The sequence below is a fragment of the Rhizobium herbae genome, assembly GCF_019511375.1.
In the GTDB taxonomy this organism is placed as follows: Bacteria; Pseudomonadota; Alphaproteobacteria; order Rhizobiales; family Rhizobiaceae; genus Pararhizobium; species Pararhizobium herbae_A.
In genome coordinates this window covers 1201901-1216895 of record NZ_JAEUAO010000002.1, presented here as the reverse complement: position 1 = coordinate 1216895, position 14995 = coordinate 1201901, and the positions used below count along the sequence as shown (strand labels likewise).

19 protein-coding genes are annotated in these 14995 nt (G+C 60.1%); 6 read left to right on the top strand and 13 right to left on the bottom strand.

Features of this window, described 5'->3' with window-relative positions; translation table 11 throughout:
- Positions 1-148 precede the first annotated feature (148 nt).
- A complete protein-coding gene (locus JNB71_RS13135) occupies positions 149-1147 on the bottom strand; it encodes a glutathione S-transferase family protein (protein ID WP_220372188.1) in 999 nt (332 codons plus the stop codon).
- A 176-nt stretch (positions 1148-1323) separates the two neighbouring features.
- Here JNB71_RS13135 and JNB71_RS13130 point away from each other — a divergent pair, with 176 nt between their 5' ends.
- Genes JNB71_RS13130 through arsH form a run of 5 tightly spaced genes read left to right on the top strand, consistent with a single transcriptional unit; the run spans position 1324 to position 4018 of the window.
- Positions 1324-1680: an ArsR/SmtB family transcription factor gene (locus JNB71_RS13130; RefSeq protein ID WP_220372187.1), complete on the top strand. Its 357-nt coding sequence runs from the start codon at positions 1324-1326 to the stop codon at positions 1678-1680.
- The gene (locus JNB71_RS13125; protein ID WP_220372186.1) at positions 1673-2200 is read left to right on the top strand and encodes an arsenate reductase ArsC; all 528 of its coding nucleotides are present in this window, start codon (positions 1673-1675) and stop codon (positions 2198-2200) included. Before JNB71_RS13130 ends, JNB71_RS13125 begins: the two co-directional genes overlap by 8 nt.
- Entirely contained in the window at positions 2200-2874 is a 675-nt protein-coding gene (locus JNB71_RS13120; protein WP_220372185.1) for an MIP/aquaporin family protein, read from the top strand. The genes JNB71_RS13125 and JNB71_RS13120 overlap by 1 nt, the downstream gene beginning before the upstream one ends.
- Positions 2875-2895: 21 nt before the next feature.
- Complete coding sequence (gene arsC, locus JNB71_RS13115) at positions 2896-3318, top strand: arsenate reductase (glutaredoxin) (protein WP_220372184.1); 423 nt, start codon at positions 2896-2898, stop codon at positions 3316-3318.
- The gene (gene arsH, locus JNB71_RS13110; RefSeq protein ID WP_346657264.1) at positions 3293-4018 is read left to right on the top strand and encodes an arsenical resistance protein ArsH; all 726 of its coding nucleotides are present in this window, start codon (positions 3293-3295) and stop codon (positions 4016-4018) included. Before arsC ends, arsH begins: the two co-directional genes overlap by 26 nt.
- A 34-nt stretch (positions 4019-4052) precedes the next feature.
- On the opposite strand, the gene era is transcribed toward arsH, so the two are convergent.
- The 10 genes from era to rpoZ form a co-directional block, all read right to left on the bottom strand.
- Positions 4053-4985, bottom strand: coding sequence for a GTPase Era (gene era, locus JNB71_RS13105; protein ID WP_220372182.1), 933 nt, complete (start codon positions 4983-4985; stop codon positions 4053-4055).
- Positions 4986-5080: 95 nt separating this feature from the next.
- A complete protein-coding gene (gene rnc, locus JNB71_RS13100; protein WP_220372181.1) occupies positions 5081-5803 on the bottom strand; it encodes a ribonuclease III in 723 nt (240 codons plus the stop codon).
- A complete protein-coding gene (gene lepB, locus JNB71_RS13095; protein WP_026204027.1) occupies positions 5800-6543 on the bottom strand; it encodes a signal peptidase I in 744 nt (247 codons plus the stop codon). Before lepB ends, rnc begins: the two co-directional genes overlap by 4 nt.
- A gap of 150 nt (positions 6544-6693) precedes the next feature.
- Positions 6694-7113, bottom strand: coding sequence for a holo-ACP synthase (gene acpS / locus JNB71_RS13090; protein WP_220372180.1), 420 nt, complete (start codon positions 7111-7113; stop codon positions 6694-6696).
- A gap of 91 nt (positions 7114-7204) precedes the next feature.
- A complete protein-coding gene (locus tag JNB71_RS13085; RefSeq protein ID WP_220372179.1) occupies positions 7205-7840 on the bottom strand; it encodes a DUF2062 domain-containing protein in 636 nt (211 codons plus the stop codon).
- A gap of 151 nt (positions 7841-7991) precedes the next feature.
- On the bottom strand, positions 7992-8144 hold the full coding sequence (locus tag JNB71_RS13080) for a DUF3563 domain-containing protein (protein WP_083926077.1): 153 nt from the start codon (positions 8142-8144) through the stop codon (positions 7992-7994).
- A gap of 173 nt (positions 8145-8317) precedes the next feature.
- The gene (locus JNB71_RS13075; RefSeq protein WP_220372178.1) at positions 8318-8776 is read right to left on the bottom strand and encodes a DsrE family protein; all 459 of its coding nucleotides are present in this window, start codon (positions 8774-8776) and stop codon (positions 8318-8320) included.
- A gap of 10 nt (positions 8777-8786) precedes the next feature.
- A complete protein-coding gene (locus JNB71_RS13070; protein ID WP_220372177.1) occupies positions 8787-9374 on the bottom strand; it encodes a hypothetical protein in 588 nt (195 codons plus the stop codon).
- Positions 9375-9490: 116 nt separating this feature from the next.
- A complete protein-coding gene (locus JNB71_RS13065; protein WP_220372176.1) occupies positions 9491-11713 on the bottom strand; it encodes a RelA/SpoT family protein in 2223 nt (740 codons plus the stop codon).
- Positions 11714-11867: 154 nt separating this feature from the next.
- The gene (gene rpoZ / locus JNB71_RS13060) at positions 11868-12275 is read right to left on the bottom strand and encodes a DNA-directed RNA polymerase subunit omega (RefSeq protein WP_220372175.1); all 408 of its coding nucleotides are present in this window, start codon (positions 12273-12275) and stop codon (positions 11868-11870) included.
- 625 nt (positions 12276-12900) lie between these two features.
- Between rpoZ and JNB71_RS13055 the strand changes: the two genes are divergently transcribed.
- Entirely contained in the window at positions 12901-13485 is a 585-nt protein-coding gene (locus tag JNB71_RS13055) for an NYN domain-containing protein (RefSeq protein WP_220372174.1), read from the top strand.
- A gap of 55 nt (positions 13486-13540) precedes the next feature.
- Here JNB71_RS13055 and smpB read toward each other — a convergent pair whose 3' ends face one another.
- Positions 13541-14017, bottom strand: a complete 477-nt coding sequence (smpB, locus tag JNB71_RS13050; RefSeq protein ID WP_018329634.1) for an SsrA-binding protein SmpB — start codon at positions 14015-14017, stop codon at positions 13541-13543.
- Positions 14017-14901 carry a 4-hydroxy-tetrahydrodipicolinate synthase gene (dapA, locus tag JNB71_RS13045; RefSeq protein ID WP_220372173.1) on the bottom strand — a complete coding sequence of 295 codons (885 nt, stop codon included), beginning with the start codon at positions 14899-14901 and terminating at the stop codon, positions 14017-14019. Before dapA ends, smpB begins: the two co-directional genes overlap by 1 nt.
- Between the last annotated feature and the right edge of the window lie 94 nt (positions 14902-14995).

The following is a 14995-nucleotide window of genomic DNA, read 5'->3' as shown; positions in this document are numbered from 1 at the left end:
CGCCAGTCGGCATGCCAAGCAGATCGTCTGGGCGCTCCCGATCGCGAACCTTATCCATCAGAACGGGTATAAACTAGCGCGGTTTCGCCTTTTCGCAATGGCCGCGGCAAGTCCATGGGCAATTTATTTTCTTAGTAAGCAAAGGAAATCAAAGGGTAACCACACCGCGACCGTCGAGACGAGCCCTGTCGTGCGGCCGATCGAGATCAAGCAAGGGGCCGAGCGGCACGATCTTCGTCGGATTGATATGAACGAGAGAATAATAGCCCCGCTTGATGTGATCGATCCGCACCGTGTCGCGGATGCCCGGCCACTGGTAAATCTCCCGCAAATAGTTCGACAGGTTCGGATAATCCTCCAGCCGCCGCAGATTGCATTTGAAAGCGCCGTGATAGGCGCAATCGAAGCGGATCAGTGTCACGAACAGGCGGATATCGGCCTCGGTGAAGTGGACGCCGGCAATGTAGCGGCTCTGCGAGAGGTGCGCTTCGATCGTATCGAGCATGTCAAAGAGGCTCGTCACGGCCTCCTCATAGGCAGATTGCGTCTTGGCGAAACCGGCCCGGTAGACGCCGTTGTTGACTTTCTCATAGATCGGCGCGTTCCAGCGGTCGATTTCCCGGCGCAGCGTCTCCGGGTAGAAATCGAGCCTGTTGCCCGTCAGATGATTGAAGGCCGTGTTGAGGATACGAATGATATCGGCGGATTCGTTGTTGACGATGCGGCCTTCCTTCCGGTCCCAAAGTACCGGGACGGAGACCTTGCCGGTATAATGCGGGTCGGATGCCGTGTAGAGCTCGTGCTGATAGCGAATCTTCGGGACGTGCGGGCCGGCGTCCTGCGGCTCGGCATAGGTCCAGCCGTTTTCGCCGAGCTCCGGCTCGGCGATGGACACGGACACAACCTCCTGCAGGCCTTTCAGGTTGCGCATCATCAGCGTGCGCGACGCCCAGGGGCAGATGAAGGCGACGAACAACTGGTAGCGCCCAGCTTCGGCGGAAAGCGCCGGCTGGCCATCGGGTCCCGGCGTGGCGTCGGCCGTGATCCAGTTGTGGAAGCGGGTGGGTTCGCGATGAAAGGCGCCGTCCTTCATCTCGCTGGCAGCGACATCGCCCGTTTCCCATTTTCCATCGACCAGTTGCGGCATCGTGGCTGTCCTCTTTGATCCGAAACGCCGGGCGCTTCATTTTGTTCTGCATACCCATGCGCGGGCAGGCGCGACAAGGCGGTGTTTGCTCGACAGACTGTTCGACGATCGACACAGAGCGCCGGACTGGCGGCTCCGTCTTGACGCGGAGTGCATATGTCGGTATTTCTCGACATATGGACAATAAAAACGCCGTCAATGCTTTTGCAGCTCTCGCCCAGGGCACTCGCCTGGATGCCTTCCGGCTGCTCGTCTCCCGCGAACCCGGTGGCCTGCCCGCTGGGGAAATCGCCCGGCTGCTTGGCATTCCGCACAACACCATGTCGACGCATCTGGCGACCCTTCAGCGGGCGGGCCTCATCACGGCGGAGCGGCAAAGCCGGTCCATCGTCTACCGCGCCAGCCTCGACAGCCTGCGCGCTGTCGTGACGTTTCTTCTCAAGGATTGCTGCGCCGGCCATCCGGATCTCTGCGCGCCGCTGATTGCGGACCTCGTCCCCTGCTGTAGTCCAAAGGAAAAAGCCAATGCCTGACCGAATATACAACGTGCTCTTCCTGTGCACCGGAAACTCAGCCCGTTCCATTCTCGCCGAGGCTATTCTGAATGCCGAAGGTAAAGGCCGCTTCAAGGCCTATTCGGCCGGCAGCTATCCGAAGGGGACCGTTCATCCGCTCGCCCTGAGAGAACTGCGCGCGCTTGGCTATCCGTCCACCGGCCTCAGTTCCAAGAGCTGGGACGTCTTTGCCGCCGACGGAGCGCCGCAGATGGATTTTATCTTTACGGTTTGCGACAGCGCGGCCGGTGAAGCCTGCCCTGTCTGGCTCGGACACCCGATGACGGCGCATTGGGGCGTCGAGGATCCTGCAGCCGTGGAAGGCAGCGAGTTCGAGAAGGAGCGCGCCTTCTCGCAGGCCGCACGGTTCCTGAAAAACCGCATCATGGCGTTTCTCGCCCTGCCACACAGCTCGATCGACAAGCTGGCAATGGAAACGCACCTACGCCAGATCGGCGCCATGGAAGGGGCAACGATCAGCCCGGCGAAGGCAGGGTGATGTCCGCATTCAACTTGCAACGCCGCGTCTTTGCCGAAGCGCTCGGAACCTGCCTGCTGGTCGCGACCGTGGTCGGATCGGGCATCATGGCCGATACGTTGACGGATGATGTCGCGCTGTCCCTGCTCGGCAACACGCTCGCGACCGGCGCCATCCTGGTGGCGCTGATCACCATCTTCGGGCCGATCTCCGGTGCGCATTTCAACCCGGCCGTCTCACTGGTTTTCGCGCTGAAACGCCAATTGCCCCGGCGTGAGCTGGCATTGTACGTCGTCGCACAATGCCTGGGCGGCATCGCCGGCACGGTCGCGGCGCATCTGATGTTCGATCTGGCGCCGGTCGAGGCCTCGCTGAAGGTGCGAACCGGAGGCGCACAATGGTTTTCGGAAGGCGTGGCCACGTTCGGCCTTGTCGCCGTGATCCTCGGCGGCATCCGGTCCGATCCGAAAACCGTGCCGTGGCTGGTCGGGCTCTACATCACCGCCGCCTACTGGTTCACGGCGTCCACCTCCTTTGCCAATCCCGCCGTGGCGATGGCGCGATCACTGACCAACACATTTTCGGGCATTCGCCCGCTCGATCTCCCGGGCTTCGTCCTCGCGGAAATTCTGGGGGCTCTTTGCGCCCTTGCCCTGATGAACTGGCTGCTGCGGCAGCCCTCCGCCAACGCGTAGCCACCCACATCCGAGGCCATCATGACCGTTACCATCTATCACAATCCCGATTGCGGCACCTCCCGCAACACGCTCGCAATGATCCGCAATGCGGGCATCGAACCCACAGTGATCGAATATCTAAGCACCCCGCCAAGCCGCGACGCATTGAAAGCGATGATCGCCGATGCCGGGCTCAGTGTGCGCGAGGCCATCCGCGAAAAGGGAACGCCGTTCGACGAGCTCGGCCTTGCCGATCCCGCACTTGACGATGACGCGCTTCTGGACGCGATGCTGGTGCATCCGATCCTGATCAATCGGCCCTTCGTCATCACGCCGATCGGCACACGGCTTTGCCGGCCGTCCGAAGTCGTTCTCGATATCCTGCCGGAGACACACAAGGGGCCCTTCGCCAAGGAGGATGGCGAACAGGTGCTCGATACCGAGGGCAAGCGCCTTGTCTGATCTGCCGGCAGCGCACGAGCAGCACCTGCGCCTGCCTGACCGCGAGGCGCTGCGCCGGCCGTTCTCGACGCATCCGCCGCGCATTCTCATCCTTTATGGCTCGCTTCGAACCGTATCCTACAGCCGCCTGCTGGCCGAGGAAGCCGGGCGCCTGCTTACGCATTTCGGCGCGGAGGTCCGCTTCTTCAATCCGGAGGGCCTGCCCCTGCCCGATGCAGCTCCAGCCGGCCATCCGAAGGTGCAGGAACTCAGGGACCTCTCGCAATGGTCGGAGGGCCAGGTCTGGGTGAGCCCGGAGCGGCACGGTGCCATGAGCGGCATCATGAAGGCCCAGATCGACTGGATTCCGCTTTCGGTCGGCTCGATCCGCCCGACGCAGGGGCGCACGCTTGCGGTCATGCAGGTCTCGGGCGGTTCGCAAAGCTTCAACGCCGTCAACCAGATGCGCATTCTCGGACGCTGGATGCGGATGATCACCATTCCCAACCAGTCCTCCGTTGCCAAGGCCTTTCAGGAATTCGATGCGAATGGCCGGATGAAACCGTCCTCCTATTACGATCGCGTGGTCGACGTGACGGAGGAACTGGTGAAATTCACACTGCTGACGCGCGACATCTCCGGCTACCTCACCGACCGCTACAGCGAGCGCAAGGAAGATGCGGAGAAACTCGAGCGGCGCGTCGGCTTGAAGGCCATATGAGACAGGAAAAAGGCGCCGTTGCCAGCGCCTCTTTTTACTTCGGGAACTCCAGTCCCATTTCGCGGAAGCGCTCGGGGTCGTCGCCCCAGTTTTCGCGAACCTTGACGAACAGGAACAGGTGGACCGGCTGTTCGAGGATTTCGGAGAGTTCCTTGCGCGAGGCCATGGAGATCGCCTTGATCGCCTCGCCATTCTTGCCGAGCGCGATCTTCTTCTGGCTGTCACGCTCGACATAGATCACCTGCTCGATGCGCACCGAGCCGTCCTTGCGCTCTTCCCATTTCTCCGTCTCGACATGCGAGGAATAGGGGAGTTCCTGGTGCAGCCTCAGGAAGAGCTTCTCGCGGGTGATTTCCGCAGCGAGCTGGCGCATCGGCAGATCGGAAATCTGATCCTCCGGATAGTACCAGGGACCTTCAGGCAGCTTCATCGCGAGATAGTCGAGCACATCGTCGCAACCGGAGCCGTTCAGCGCCGAAATCATGAACGTGCGTTCGAATTCGACATATTCGTTGGCGGCGGCTGCGAGCTTCAGCAGGTCTTCGCGCGAAACCTGGTCGATCTTGTTGAGGACCAGCATCTTCGGCTGTTCGACTTCCTTCAAGCCTTCAAGGATCGTCTCGGCGTCGCCTTTCAGCCCGCGCTCGCTGTCGATCAGCATCATGATGGCGTCGGCATCCTTGGCGCCGCCCCAGGCGGTTGTCACCATCGCGCGGTCGAGACGGCGGCGGGGCTTGAAGATGCCTGGCGTGTCCATGAAGACGATCTGCGCCTGTTTGTGGATGGCAATGCCACGCACGATGGCGCGCGTCGTCTGTACCTTGTGGCTGACGATCGACACCTTGGCGCCAACCAGGCGGTTGACCAGCGTGGACTTGCCGGCATTCGTGGCGCCGATCAGCGCCACGAATCCGGAACGGGTGGCAGCGCCTTCGGCTGCGGCGGTCTCTACAGTATCTTCGCTCATCGTATCCGTAATTTCCGATTGTGCGCCGGGCGCCGCAACGGCGCGCAGGATCGCATGCTATCAAAGGATTGCCTGATCTTCAGGAGGATTTTCCTCTACAGATCAGGCGCCGTCACTGACTTCCAGACGCCTTCCCGCTCAAGGATCTTCGTGGCCGCCACCTGTTCGGCGGCACGCTTGGAGCGGTCGATGCCGGTTGCCGGCGCAATGCCTGGTATCTCCACCGTCACCGTGAAACGCGGATCGTGATCCGGTCCGGACCGGTCGTCGATACGGTAGCTCGGCGTCACGCCGAACTTGGCATGTGCCCATTCCTGCAGTTCGGTCTTGGCATCGCGGCGTGCACCATCGACCCGGCTTGCCCGCGCCGACCAGTGGCGCTGGACGAACCCCCGCGCCGCTTCCAGGCCGCCATCGAGATAGATCGCCGCGATCAGCGACTCTACCACATCGGCCCGCACATTCAGCATGTGTTTTCCGGTGAGTTTCTTGACGTCGGCACCGGTGCGGATGAAGAGATGCAGCGACAGCGCATCGGCAATGAGCGCGCAACTTTCGGCGCTGACCAACTGGTTCAGACGAACGGAAAGCTCGCCTTCGCTCGCCTCCTTGAACGTGTCGAACAACAACTCGGCGACACAGAGCCCGAGGACCCGGTCGCCGAGGAATTCCAGCCGTTCGTAGTTGGAGCCCTTGGCATTGCGGGCGCTGGCATGGGTCAGCGCCCGGTCGAGCCGTTCCTTCTGAACGAAGCTGTAGCCGATCGCAGCTTCAAGGCGCTCCCGGTCCTGCGTGTTCAGCGGACGGCCCTTACTCATTCGACGGCCTTGAAAAGGCGGTCGTAGCGAAGGTTCGTCGGCCACTTCCACACTTCGCGGAACGAGGTGTCGTGGCCGAGCGAGAAGAAGATCATGCTGGCGCGGCCGACCAGGTTCTGGGCGGGCACGAAACCGACATCGAAACGGCTGTCGGCCGAGTTGTCGCGGTTGTCGCCCATCATGAAATAGTGGCCTTCCGGAACGATGAACTCGCGGGTGTTGTCGCCGCGCGTATCCGGGAACTGGTCCAGCGTGTCAAAGCTCACGCCGTTGTCCAGCGTCTCGCGATAGACCGGAACCTCAGCGCCCGTGTCGTATTGGTCGTCGGCGCGGAAGGCACCGTCCGGCACACGCGGAACGGGCTTGTCGTTGACGTAGAGAATGCTGTCGCGAACCTGGATCCTGTCGCCCGGCAGACCGATCAGGCGCTTGATGTAGTCGATGTCCGGGTTCGGCGGGAAACGGAAGACTACGACATCACCGCGCTTGGGCTCGCTGGCGAAAATCCGGCCGCTGAACAGGTCCGGCGCGAACGGCAGGGAATATTTGGAATAGCCGTAGGCGAACTTGTTGACGAAGATGTAGTCGCCGACAAGCAGCGTCGGCATCATCGAACCGGAGGGAATGGTGAACGGCTGGAAGAAGACGGTGCGGATCACCACAGCCAAGAGAAGCGCCTGGATAATGACCTTGACGTTTTCCCAAAGGCCACTCTGCTTCTTTTCTATTTTCTCTGCCACGCCGTCGTTCCTTGATCTGATCATTGCTCGCACCATGTCCGTGTCGAACGAAGATATTGCCTGTGGTCTGTGTGCGAACGTAATTTCACGCAGGTTGCTCGACAGATATTTGCGCACGCCCATTTTCGGTCCGCTTCATGTGGACATGCTCTAAACGCTTCCTTTATCCGGGGCAACGGGCAGAGCTTCGATTATCACGAAGGCCTGCGCCAGAGGGAAGTCATCGGTGATGGTGAGGTGGATGACGCCGCGATGGCCGGCCGGCAGCATTGCCGCAAGCCTTTCGGCAGCACCGCCGGTCAGTTGCATCGTTGGCTTGCCGCCCGGAAGATTGACGACACCCATGTCCTTCCAGAACACGCCCTGCGCCATGCCCGTTCCGAGCGCCTTGGCACAGGCCTCCTTCGCCGCAAACCGCTTGGCATAGGATTCGGCGCGGTTTTTCCGGCCCTCGGATTTGCGGATTTCAATTCCGGTAAAACAGCGCTGGCTGAACCGCTCGCCGAAACGCTCGAGCGAGTTTTCAATCCGCCTGATATCGATCAGGTCACTGCCGATGCCGATAATCATTGAAACGAAAATACCTTATCTGGAGTGGAGGCGAGCCTCGCTGGACAAGAGCAAACGGACAGCCGCCTGCCAAGTTAAAAATTCGTGAGAATCAAGGCCCGTTTGCCGATCCCGCCGGATGCTGTGCCTTGCCGGACCGCCGGACCTGGCGGCGGGACTGGAAGAGTTTGGCGGCGTAGAAGGTCAGAACATAGAAAGCCGCAGCACTTGCGGCTGCAATGGGCACCGAGCCGATCAGCATCGGCCTGAGCAAAGGCTCCCACAAATGCGCCAGCTCGAGATGGCTCAGCCTATGGACAATCTCTTCCCCGGTCAGCGCACCACTGCCGCCGGCACCAAGCATCACCACGCCCACCTCGTAGGTCGCGACGAGAATGACCGGAATGGTCAGCGGGTTGGCAAGCGTGGTCGCTATACCGGCCGCGATCAGATTGCCCGACAAGAGATAGGCAACAGCAAGAGCGATGAGGATGTGAAAGCCGATAAACGGCGTTGCCGAAGACGCAGCCCCGGCAGCAACGCCGACGGCGATGGAATGCGGAGAGGACGATAGCCGCAACACGCGCATCGACAAGTACCGCACGCCGCGGGAAAAGCCCTTTCGCGGCCACAGAAACTCACGGAGCCTTCCCGACAAGGTTGCGGGCTTCTTGCGTCTGAACAACATGCTGTCCTGATAGACGATGCGGATGTGACTGTTCAATGGCGGCGACGGGAAAATCGGCATTCCGGGCGCGGCCAAGCGCGATTTGCCGCAGAGGCGATCACGCCCGGCGTGCGCGGCGCCTGCACCTCATGCGCAGGAGCCCAGTCTGACATGCGTTTGTCGCATACGTCCCGGCGGCCTGCAGCCGCAGGCAGCCGGACGGCAGCATGACTTAGAAGGAGTTACGGAACAGGCCGCGGTCAACCTGACGCTGACGGTATTCCAGATCGATCCGGTCGAGCGAACCATTGAGATAGTTCATTTCGCGCTCTTCGACGGACGGTACGCGCAGGGCGCCAGTGATTTTCTTCAGTTGCTTAAACATGGTAAACCTCTTTTCGTTTACCTCCCGATGCTGAAGATAGATGAGGCAGAGCTTATTCACCAGAGCTACAAAGAGGCGGCAGCCATGCAACAGGCGCATGACGCGCGCCCTTCCGCACCGAAATTGCATATTTTGAGGGCAATTGCCGTCCGACTATGCTGACCTGCCGCCGATCACGGTCGAATGTAGACGTAGCCTTCGGTCTGAAGCTTCGCGATACGAACGACGCCGCCCTCGTCGGCGCGGACAAAGCCGGGCAGCAGATCGGCGACCTGCAGGTTCTGCGCCGTCATCGTATTGCCGCAGGCGGCCATGCGAACCCCGTCCCCGCTTATCCTGGCCACCTGCGCGGCGGTTTTGGGATTGGCCTTGATCTTGCGAAAAAGAGTCAGTGCCGGGCCGTGCACCACCAGCACGATATCCACCGCCTGGGGGCCGCCCATGCCATCTATATGGTTGCGGATATTGCCAAGCACAAACATCACCTTCTCGGTATCGGCAAGGTGATAGACCACCTTCTGCCTCCCGGGGCCAGGCGATGCCGTCGCAGCGGACGCGACGCGTCCGGCAAAGAGCGCGGCAAGCGGCGCAGTCAGAGCGCGCGTGAAGACAGTCCGGCGTTTGATCGACATGACGCCCCCCTCAATGCGCCGCGAGGAGAGCGGCTTTGGTTTGCTCGTCGATAGCAAGCGGCAGGCAGGTGGAAAGTGCCGTGCGGTCAAGGCGGAAAATCTTGTCGTCCGATCCGAACTTGGCGCCCTCGGGAAGGTCGCTCAATTCCTCCTCGCTCTGATCGTCGCTGACCCGCGCGCCATCGGGAATATCGAGAAGAATGGAATTCCTGTCCTTGATGCGAACACCGATGGTACCGCCATCGCAATCGATGCCGCAGTGCAGGGCCTGCTTCCCGTCCGTGCCGGCAGCGCAGCCGCCATAGGCGCTGTAGGGCCGCTTCAACTGGCGGAAATTCACCGACATGCCCAGAATATACTGGCGGCCGGCACCACTTTCATCCTCGTAGCTATCCACGAAAACCATCATGTCGCGGACATTCTGATCAGGATGACTGGCGAGATGCGCCTTGGTATAGGTCCGGGCATAGCAGGCATAGGCCTTCTCCTTGCCGATATCGCGCCCAAACAATTGAAGATTGGCATCTGCCGCAGTCGAAAAATCCGCGGGCAAACACAGGACAACACCGAAAGCCAGTGCTCGCCGCAATACACGCATTGCACCCTCCGTCCGCGAAGGATGGCATGTTCCCACGAAGCAGCGCTTTGCACAACCGATCATTCAGGAGCGGAAGAGACGAGGTTTTTCCTGTTCGGCAGCGCCGTAAAAGCGCGTCATTCGAAGACGCGCTTGACGGTGGAAACGCTGGGCAATTCACGGATTTGCGTGATCAGGTGGTTGAGTTGGCGCAGATCCCATACTTCGAGATCAAGCTGGAACTCGCTGAAATCCGCAGCCACCCGGCCCATCGACAGGGTGCGGATGTTGATGTCGCTGGTGGCAATCGACTGGGCGATCTCGGCAAGCGTGCCCGGTTCGTTCAACGCGTTGATCTGTATGCGCGCCATGAAGCGGGTGTTGTTCGCTTCGTCGAGGTCCCAGCGCACATCGATCCAGCGCTCCGGCTCGTCATCGAACTTCTGCAGGCTGGGCGACTGGATCGGGTAGATCGTGATACCCTTGTCCCTTTCCATGATGCCGACGATGCGGTCCCCCGGCACGGCACCCGAGGCGCTGAAATGAACTTCGGCATTGCCCGAGAGCCCGCGAATCGGCAGCGCTTCGGGCCCCTCGCCCTCGAGCATGTCGAACATGTCCTTCGGCCGGTTCGGCAGCTTGAACACCATGCCGGCGGCGCTGCGCATGTTGAACCAGCCCTCGTCCTGCGGCTTTATCGTAACGCGCTCGTCCTGATGATCTGGGAACACGGCGCGCAGCACGTCGAGCGAGGAAAGCTCGCCGCGACCGACGGATGCGATCGCGTCCTCGATATCCTTGTGGCCGAGACGATGCAGGACCGGCTTCATCGCCTCGCGGGTAAACGACTTGCCCGCCCGCTCGAAGGTGCGTTCGAGAATGCGGTAGCCTAGCCCTGAATATTGCTTGCGCACCGCAGCACGCGTAGCGCGGCGGATGGCGGCCCGCGCCTTGCCGGTGACGACGATTTCCTCCCAGGCCGGCGGCGGAACCTGGATGCCGGAGCGGACGATCTCGACTTCGTCACCGTTGGTCAGCCGCGTAACCAAAGGCATGATGCGGCCGTTGATCTTGGCGCCGACGCAGGTGTCGCCGATATTGGTATGCACCGCATAGGCGAAGTCGATCGGTGTTGCGCCGCGCGGCAGCGCGATCAGCTGCCCTTTCGGGGTGAAACAGAAGACCTGGTCCTGGAAGAGTTCAAGCTTGGTATGCTCGAGAAACTCTTCCGGATTGTCGCCTTCCGCCAGCGACTCGATCGTCCGGCGCAGCCAGGAATAGGCGTTCGACTTCGGCGAAAGCTTCGTGTCGCCGGCCGGCTCGACGCTGTCCTTGTAAAGCGTATGAGCGGCAATGCCGTATTCGGCGACCTCATGCATGTGCCGCGTGCGGATCTGCAGTTCGATGCGCTGGCGGGATGGCCCGACGATCGTCGTATGAATCGACTGATAGTCGTTCTGCTTCGGCGTCGAGATATAGTCCTTGAACCGTCCCGGCACGACGCGCCAGCGCGTATGGACGATGCCGAGTGCGCGGTAGCAGTCGGGTATGTCCGCAACGATGATGCGGAAGCCCCAGACGTCGGACAGTTGCTCGAAGGAGAGCGACTTCGACTGCATCTTCTTGAAGACGGAATACGGTTTCTTCTGCCGTCCCTTGACGACAGCGCCCACCAGACCGCGTGCGAGAATGAGCTCGCCAAGTTCGTCCTCGATCTTCTTGATCAACCCTTCATTCCGCGCCGACAATTCGCCAAGGCGGCGCGTAACCGTCTCGAATGCTTCGGGATTGATATGGCGGAAGGAGAGGTTCTCGAGTTCCTCACGCATGTCCTGCATACCCATGCGCCCGGCCAGCGGCGCGTAGATATCCATCGTCTCTTCGGAGATCCGGGCGCGCTTTTCCGCCGACATGTGGTCAAGCGTGCGCATATTGTGCAGCCGGTCGGCGAGCTTGACCAGCAGCACGCGTACGTCGTCGGAAATCGCCAGAAGCAGCTTGCGCAGGTTTTCCGCCTGCTTGGCTTTTTTGGTGACCAGATCGAGCTTCTTGATCTTGGTCAGCCCCTCGACAAGCGCGCCGATATCCTCGCCGAACAGGTCGTCGATCTCGGCGCGTGTCGCCGTCGTATCCTCGATCGTGTCGTGCAGCAACGCAACCGCGATTGTCGATTCATCGAGATGCATCTCGGTGAGGATCGCAGCGACTTCGAGCGGATGGGAAATATAGGGGTCGCCGCTCGCCCGCTTCTGCTGGCCATGCTTCTGCATGGCGTAAACATAGGCCTTGTTCAGCAGCGCTTCGTTTACATCGGGCTTGTATTTCTGAACGCGCTCAACGAGCTCGTATTGGCGCATCATCCGCTAGCGGCTCCAGGAGATATCCGGAAAAGAAAAAGTGCGCCAATCATAGGAGTGGCGCACTGCTTTGCAAATACCGGCACGCGATTTCTGAACGAAAACGCGGCATTGCGTCAGAGCGTCGCATCCGGCGAAGGCCGGATGGCGTACAGGCTCAATAGTCGTCGCTTTTTTCCGGCGGAACCAGGCCCTCGATGCCGGCCAGTAGCTCTTCTTCCGACATGCGGTCGAAGGTGATCGGCTCCGGCTGATCATCGTCCTCAGCCGTTTCGGCAAAGGCCGCAGCGGCGTCGCCGCCGAGCATCGAGGCCGGATCGGGCTCGGGCTCGTCCACTTCGACATGTTTCTGCAGCGAGTGGATCAGGTCTTCCTTCAGGTCGCCGGGAGACAGCGTCTCCTCAGCAATCTCGCGCAAAGCCACGACCGGGTTCTTGTCGTTGTCGCGATCGACGGTGATCGCCGCACCCTGCGAGATCAGGCGGGCGCGATGGCTTGCCAGCAGGACGAGTTCGAAACGGTTATCGACTTTGTCGATGCAATCTTCAACAGTGACGCGGGCCATGGCCTGTCCTTTGGGTCTCAAGAGCGCAGCTTCAATCGAGGATACCCTGAAATGATCCGTCGCTTGCGCTGATTAACAAGATCGGAACCCGGCCAGCCGTCGGCCAGACGGTATGCGTGGCTCCGATTTCAGGAATTAAACTGCCCGATACAGTCAAAAGCACCAAAATTCAAGCTTTTCCTGCATTTCAAAAAAAGATATCCGCGCATATTCGGCGGCGACCATATTGCCGTGCCGAAAGGGGCGCCGCGCAGCTGCGTGCTCAGCCGATAGGCGTTGGGCATCCTCATAAATGATGATTGAATCCCACTAAAGCTCGTTGTCGGTCCGGTAGGGGGATATGGCCTACACAGCATGTAGGATAGGCAACCCGGCAAAAAGAATCCCAAATAAAGCCACAAATTTCCCATTTTTAAAAAAAAAGTGCGAAAATTAGCTATTCCACCCAGAATTTTCTTAGACTAAAGCAAATTCCTGGTTGAATGACAGAGCATGGACGAACTCTTTTAGATGGCTAGCATATGCTCGATTCTTAATGTAAGCGGGATATTCCGCCACTGGTGCCCATTCGCGCGTGGCCAGGTTGAAAATCAAAAAACATTGAGACAACAAAAAGGATAAAACGATGTTCGACCCCCGCGAAAAAATCGCCTTGTTCATCGACGGCGCAAACCTCTACGCGGCCTCGAAAAGCCTTGGTTTCGACATTGACTATCGCAAGCTGCTCAAGGCTTTCCAGAAGCGCGGCTATCTTCTTCGCGCCTATTATTACACGGCACTGATCGATGACCAGGAATACTCGTCCATCCGCCCGCTGATCGACTGGTTAGACTATAACGGTTACAAGGTGGTGACGAAGCCTGCGAAGGAATTCACCGATTCGCTCGGTCGGCGCAAGATCAAGGGGAATATGGACATCGAACTGGCCATCGACGCGATGGAACAGTCCGAAACGGTTGATCATCTTGTAATCTTCTCCGGCGACGGAGACTTCACGACGCTGGTCGAAGCGCTACAGCGCAAGGGGCGCAAAGTCTCGGTGGTCTCGACCATGTCGACACAGCCGCCGATGATCGCCGACGACCTGCGCCGCCAGGCCGATCATTTCATCGAACTGGTCAGCCTCAAGGCGGAAGTCGGCCGCGATCCCTCCGAGCGAGCGCCCCGTGTCGTCGAACCGGTTGCAGTCAGCGATGACGCCACCGAATGAACGGCAGAGGAGCGGTTTTGGGCCGCTCCTTTTTCTTTGAAACCATCGCAGATAATCAGTGATCCTTCAGAAGCCTGCTCTTCTGCCGGTTCCAGTCGCGCTCTTTCTCGCTCTCACGCTTGTCGTGCAGCTTCTTGCCCTTGCCGAGCGCCAGTTCGAGCTTCGCCCTGCCCTGATCGTTGAAATAGATCTTCAGCGGAATGAGCGTCATGCCCTCGCGGTTGATCGCGCTCTGAAGCCGGCTGGCCTCCCGTTTCGACAAAAGCAGCTTGCGGCGGCGGCGCGGCTCATGATTGAAGCGGTTCGCCTGCAGATATTCCGGCAGATAGGAATTGATCAGCCACATCTCGCCGCCCTCATCCGTGGCGTAGGATTCGGCGATATTGGCTTTGCCCTCGCGCAACGACTTGACCTCGGTGCCAGTCAGAACCAGACCGGCCTCGTAGGTGTCGATGATCTCGTAATTGAAGCGGGCCTTGCGGTTCTCCGCGACAATTCTCTTGACCACACGTTGGCTGCCCTTGGGTGCCATCAGTTCATAAGCCCCGCATGGCGAAGTGCTGCATCGATGGCGGTTTCGGTCGAAGGCTCGAGCGTCGGCAGCAGCGGCGAACGGACGGTGCGGCTCATCCGGCGCAGCCGGTTCAGCGCATATTTGGCGCCGCAAAGACCGGGCTCCATGAAGATGGCTTTGTGCAGCGGCATCAGCTTGTCCTGATATTCCAGTGCCTTGGCATAATCGCCTGCAAGCGTCGCCTCCTGGAATTCGGCACAAAGTCGCGGCGCGACATTGGCCGTAACAGAGATACAGCCGACGCCGCCATGAGCGTTGAAACCCAGCGCCGTCGCGTCCTCGCCCGAAAGCTGGACGAAGCCGGACCCGCAGGCCATGCGCTGCTCGGAAACACGCTCGATCTTGCCGGTCGCATCCTTGACACCCATGATAGACGGGTAGGCCTTGTGAAGGGCCGCCATCGTCTCGACGCTCATGTCCACCACCGAACGACCCGGAATATTGTAGATGACGATGGGCAGCTTCACACTCTCGGCGATCGCCGCATAATGCGCGAAAAGGCCCTTCTGGGTCGGCTTGTTATAGTAGGGGGTGACCACCAGAATAGCATCGGCACCGGCCTTTTCGGCGTGCTGCGCCAGTTCGACGGCCTCCGTCGTGTTGTTGGAGCCCGCACCTGCGATTACCGGCACGCGTTTTGCCGCGGTCTCGATGCACAGTTCAACCACGCGTTTGTGCTCGGCATGCGACAGGGTCGGCGATTCACCGGTGGTGCCGACCGGCACAAGGCCGTGACTGCCTTCGCTGATCTGCCATTCGACATGCGCGGCAAAACTATCCGTATCGACTGCTCCGGAAGCGGTGAACGGGGTGACGAGAGCGGGAATGGACCCCTTGAACATGCACGACTCCTGACGGCGCCCGGGAAGCTTGAAACCAACCCACGCTTTGGCCGCATTTCATGGTTAGAAAACTGGCGCACCATAATCATGTGAG

Excerpts from the sequence above, each read along its gene's own strand:
- JNB71_RS13070 (WP_220372177.1), bottom strand. The coding sequence starts at position 9,374 with ATGCGTGTATTGCGGCGAGCACTGGCTTTCGGTGTTGTCCTGTGTTTG.
- acpS (WP_220372180.1), bottom strand. The coding sequence starts at position 7,113 with ATGATTATCGGCATCGGCAGTGACCTGATCGATATCAGGCGGATTGAA.
- JNB71_RS13085 (WP_220372179.1), bottom strand. The coding sequence starts at position 7,840 with ATGCCGATTTTCCCGTCGCCGCCATTGAACAGTCACATCCGCATCGTC.
- JNB71_RS13055 (WP_220372174.1), top strand. The coding sequence starts at position 12,901 with ATGTTCGACCCCCGCGAAAAAATCGCCTTGTTCATCGACGGCGCAAAC.
- rnc (WP_220372181.1), bottom strand. The coding sequence starts at position 5,803 with ATGAGTAAGGGCCGTCCGCTGAACACGCAGGACCGGGAGCGCCTTGAA.
- JNB71_RS13135 (WP_220372188.1), bottom strand. The coding sequence starts at position 1,147 with ATGCCGCAACTGGTCGATGGAAAATGGGAAACGGGCGATGTCGCTGCC.
- era (WP_220372182.1), bottom strand. The coding sequence starts at position 4,985 with ATGAGCGAAGATACTGTAGAGACCGCCGCAGCCGAAGGCGCTGCCACC.
- smpB (WP_018329634.1), bottom strand. The coding sequence starts at position 14,017 with ATGGCACCCAAGGGCAGCCAACGTGTGGTCAAGAGAATTGTCGCGGAG.
- JNB71_RS13125 (WP_220372186.1), top strand. The coding sequence starts at position 1,673 with ATGCCTGACCGAATATACAACGTGCTCTTCCTGTGCACCGGAAACTCA.
- rpoZ (WP_220372175.1), bottom strand. The coding sequence starts at position 12,275 with ATGGCCCGCGTCACTGTTGAAGATTGCATCGACAAAGTCGATAACCGT.
- JNB71_RS13065 (WP_220372176.1), bottom strand. The coding sequence starts at position 11,713 with ATGATGCGCCAATACGAGCTCGTTGAGCGCGTTCAGAAATACAAGCCC.
- JNB71_RS13080 (WP_083926077.1), bottom strand. The coding sequence starts at position 8,144 with ATGTTTAAGCAACTGAAGAAAATCACTGGCGCCCTGCGCGTACCGTCC.
- dapA (WP_220372173.1), bottom strand. The coding sequence starts at position 14,901 with ATGTTCAAGGGGTCCATTCCCGCTCTCGTCACCCCGTTCACCGCTTCC.
- JNB71_RS13120 (WP_220372185.1), top strand. The coding sequence starts at position 2,200 with ATGTCCGCATTCAACTTGCAACGCCGCGTCTTTGCCGAAGCGCTCGGA.
- arsC (WP_220372184.1), top strand. The coding sequence starts at position 2,896 with ATGACCGTTACCATCTATCACAATCCCGATTGCGGCACCTCCCGCAAC.
- JNB71_RS13130 (WP_220372187.1), top strand. The coding sequence starts at position 1,324 with ATGGACAATAAAAACGCCGTCAATGCTTTTGCAGCTCTCGCCCAGGGC.
- JNB71_RS13075 (WP_220372178.1), bottom strand. The coding sequence starts at position 8,776 with ATGTCGATCAAACGCCGGACTGTCTTCACGCGCGCTCTGACTGCGCCG.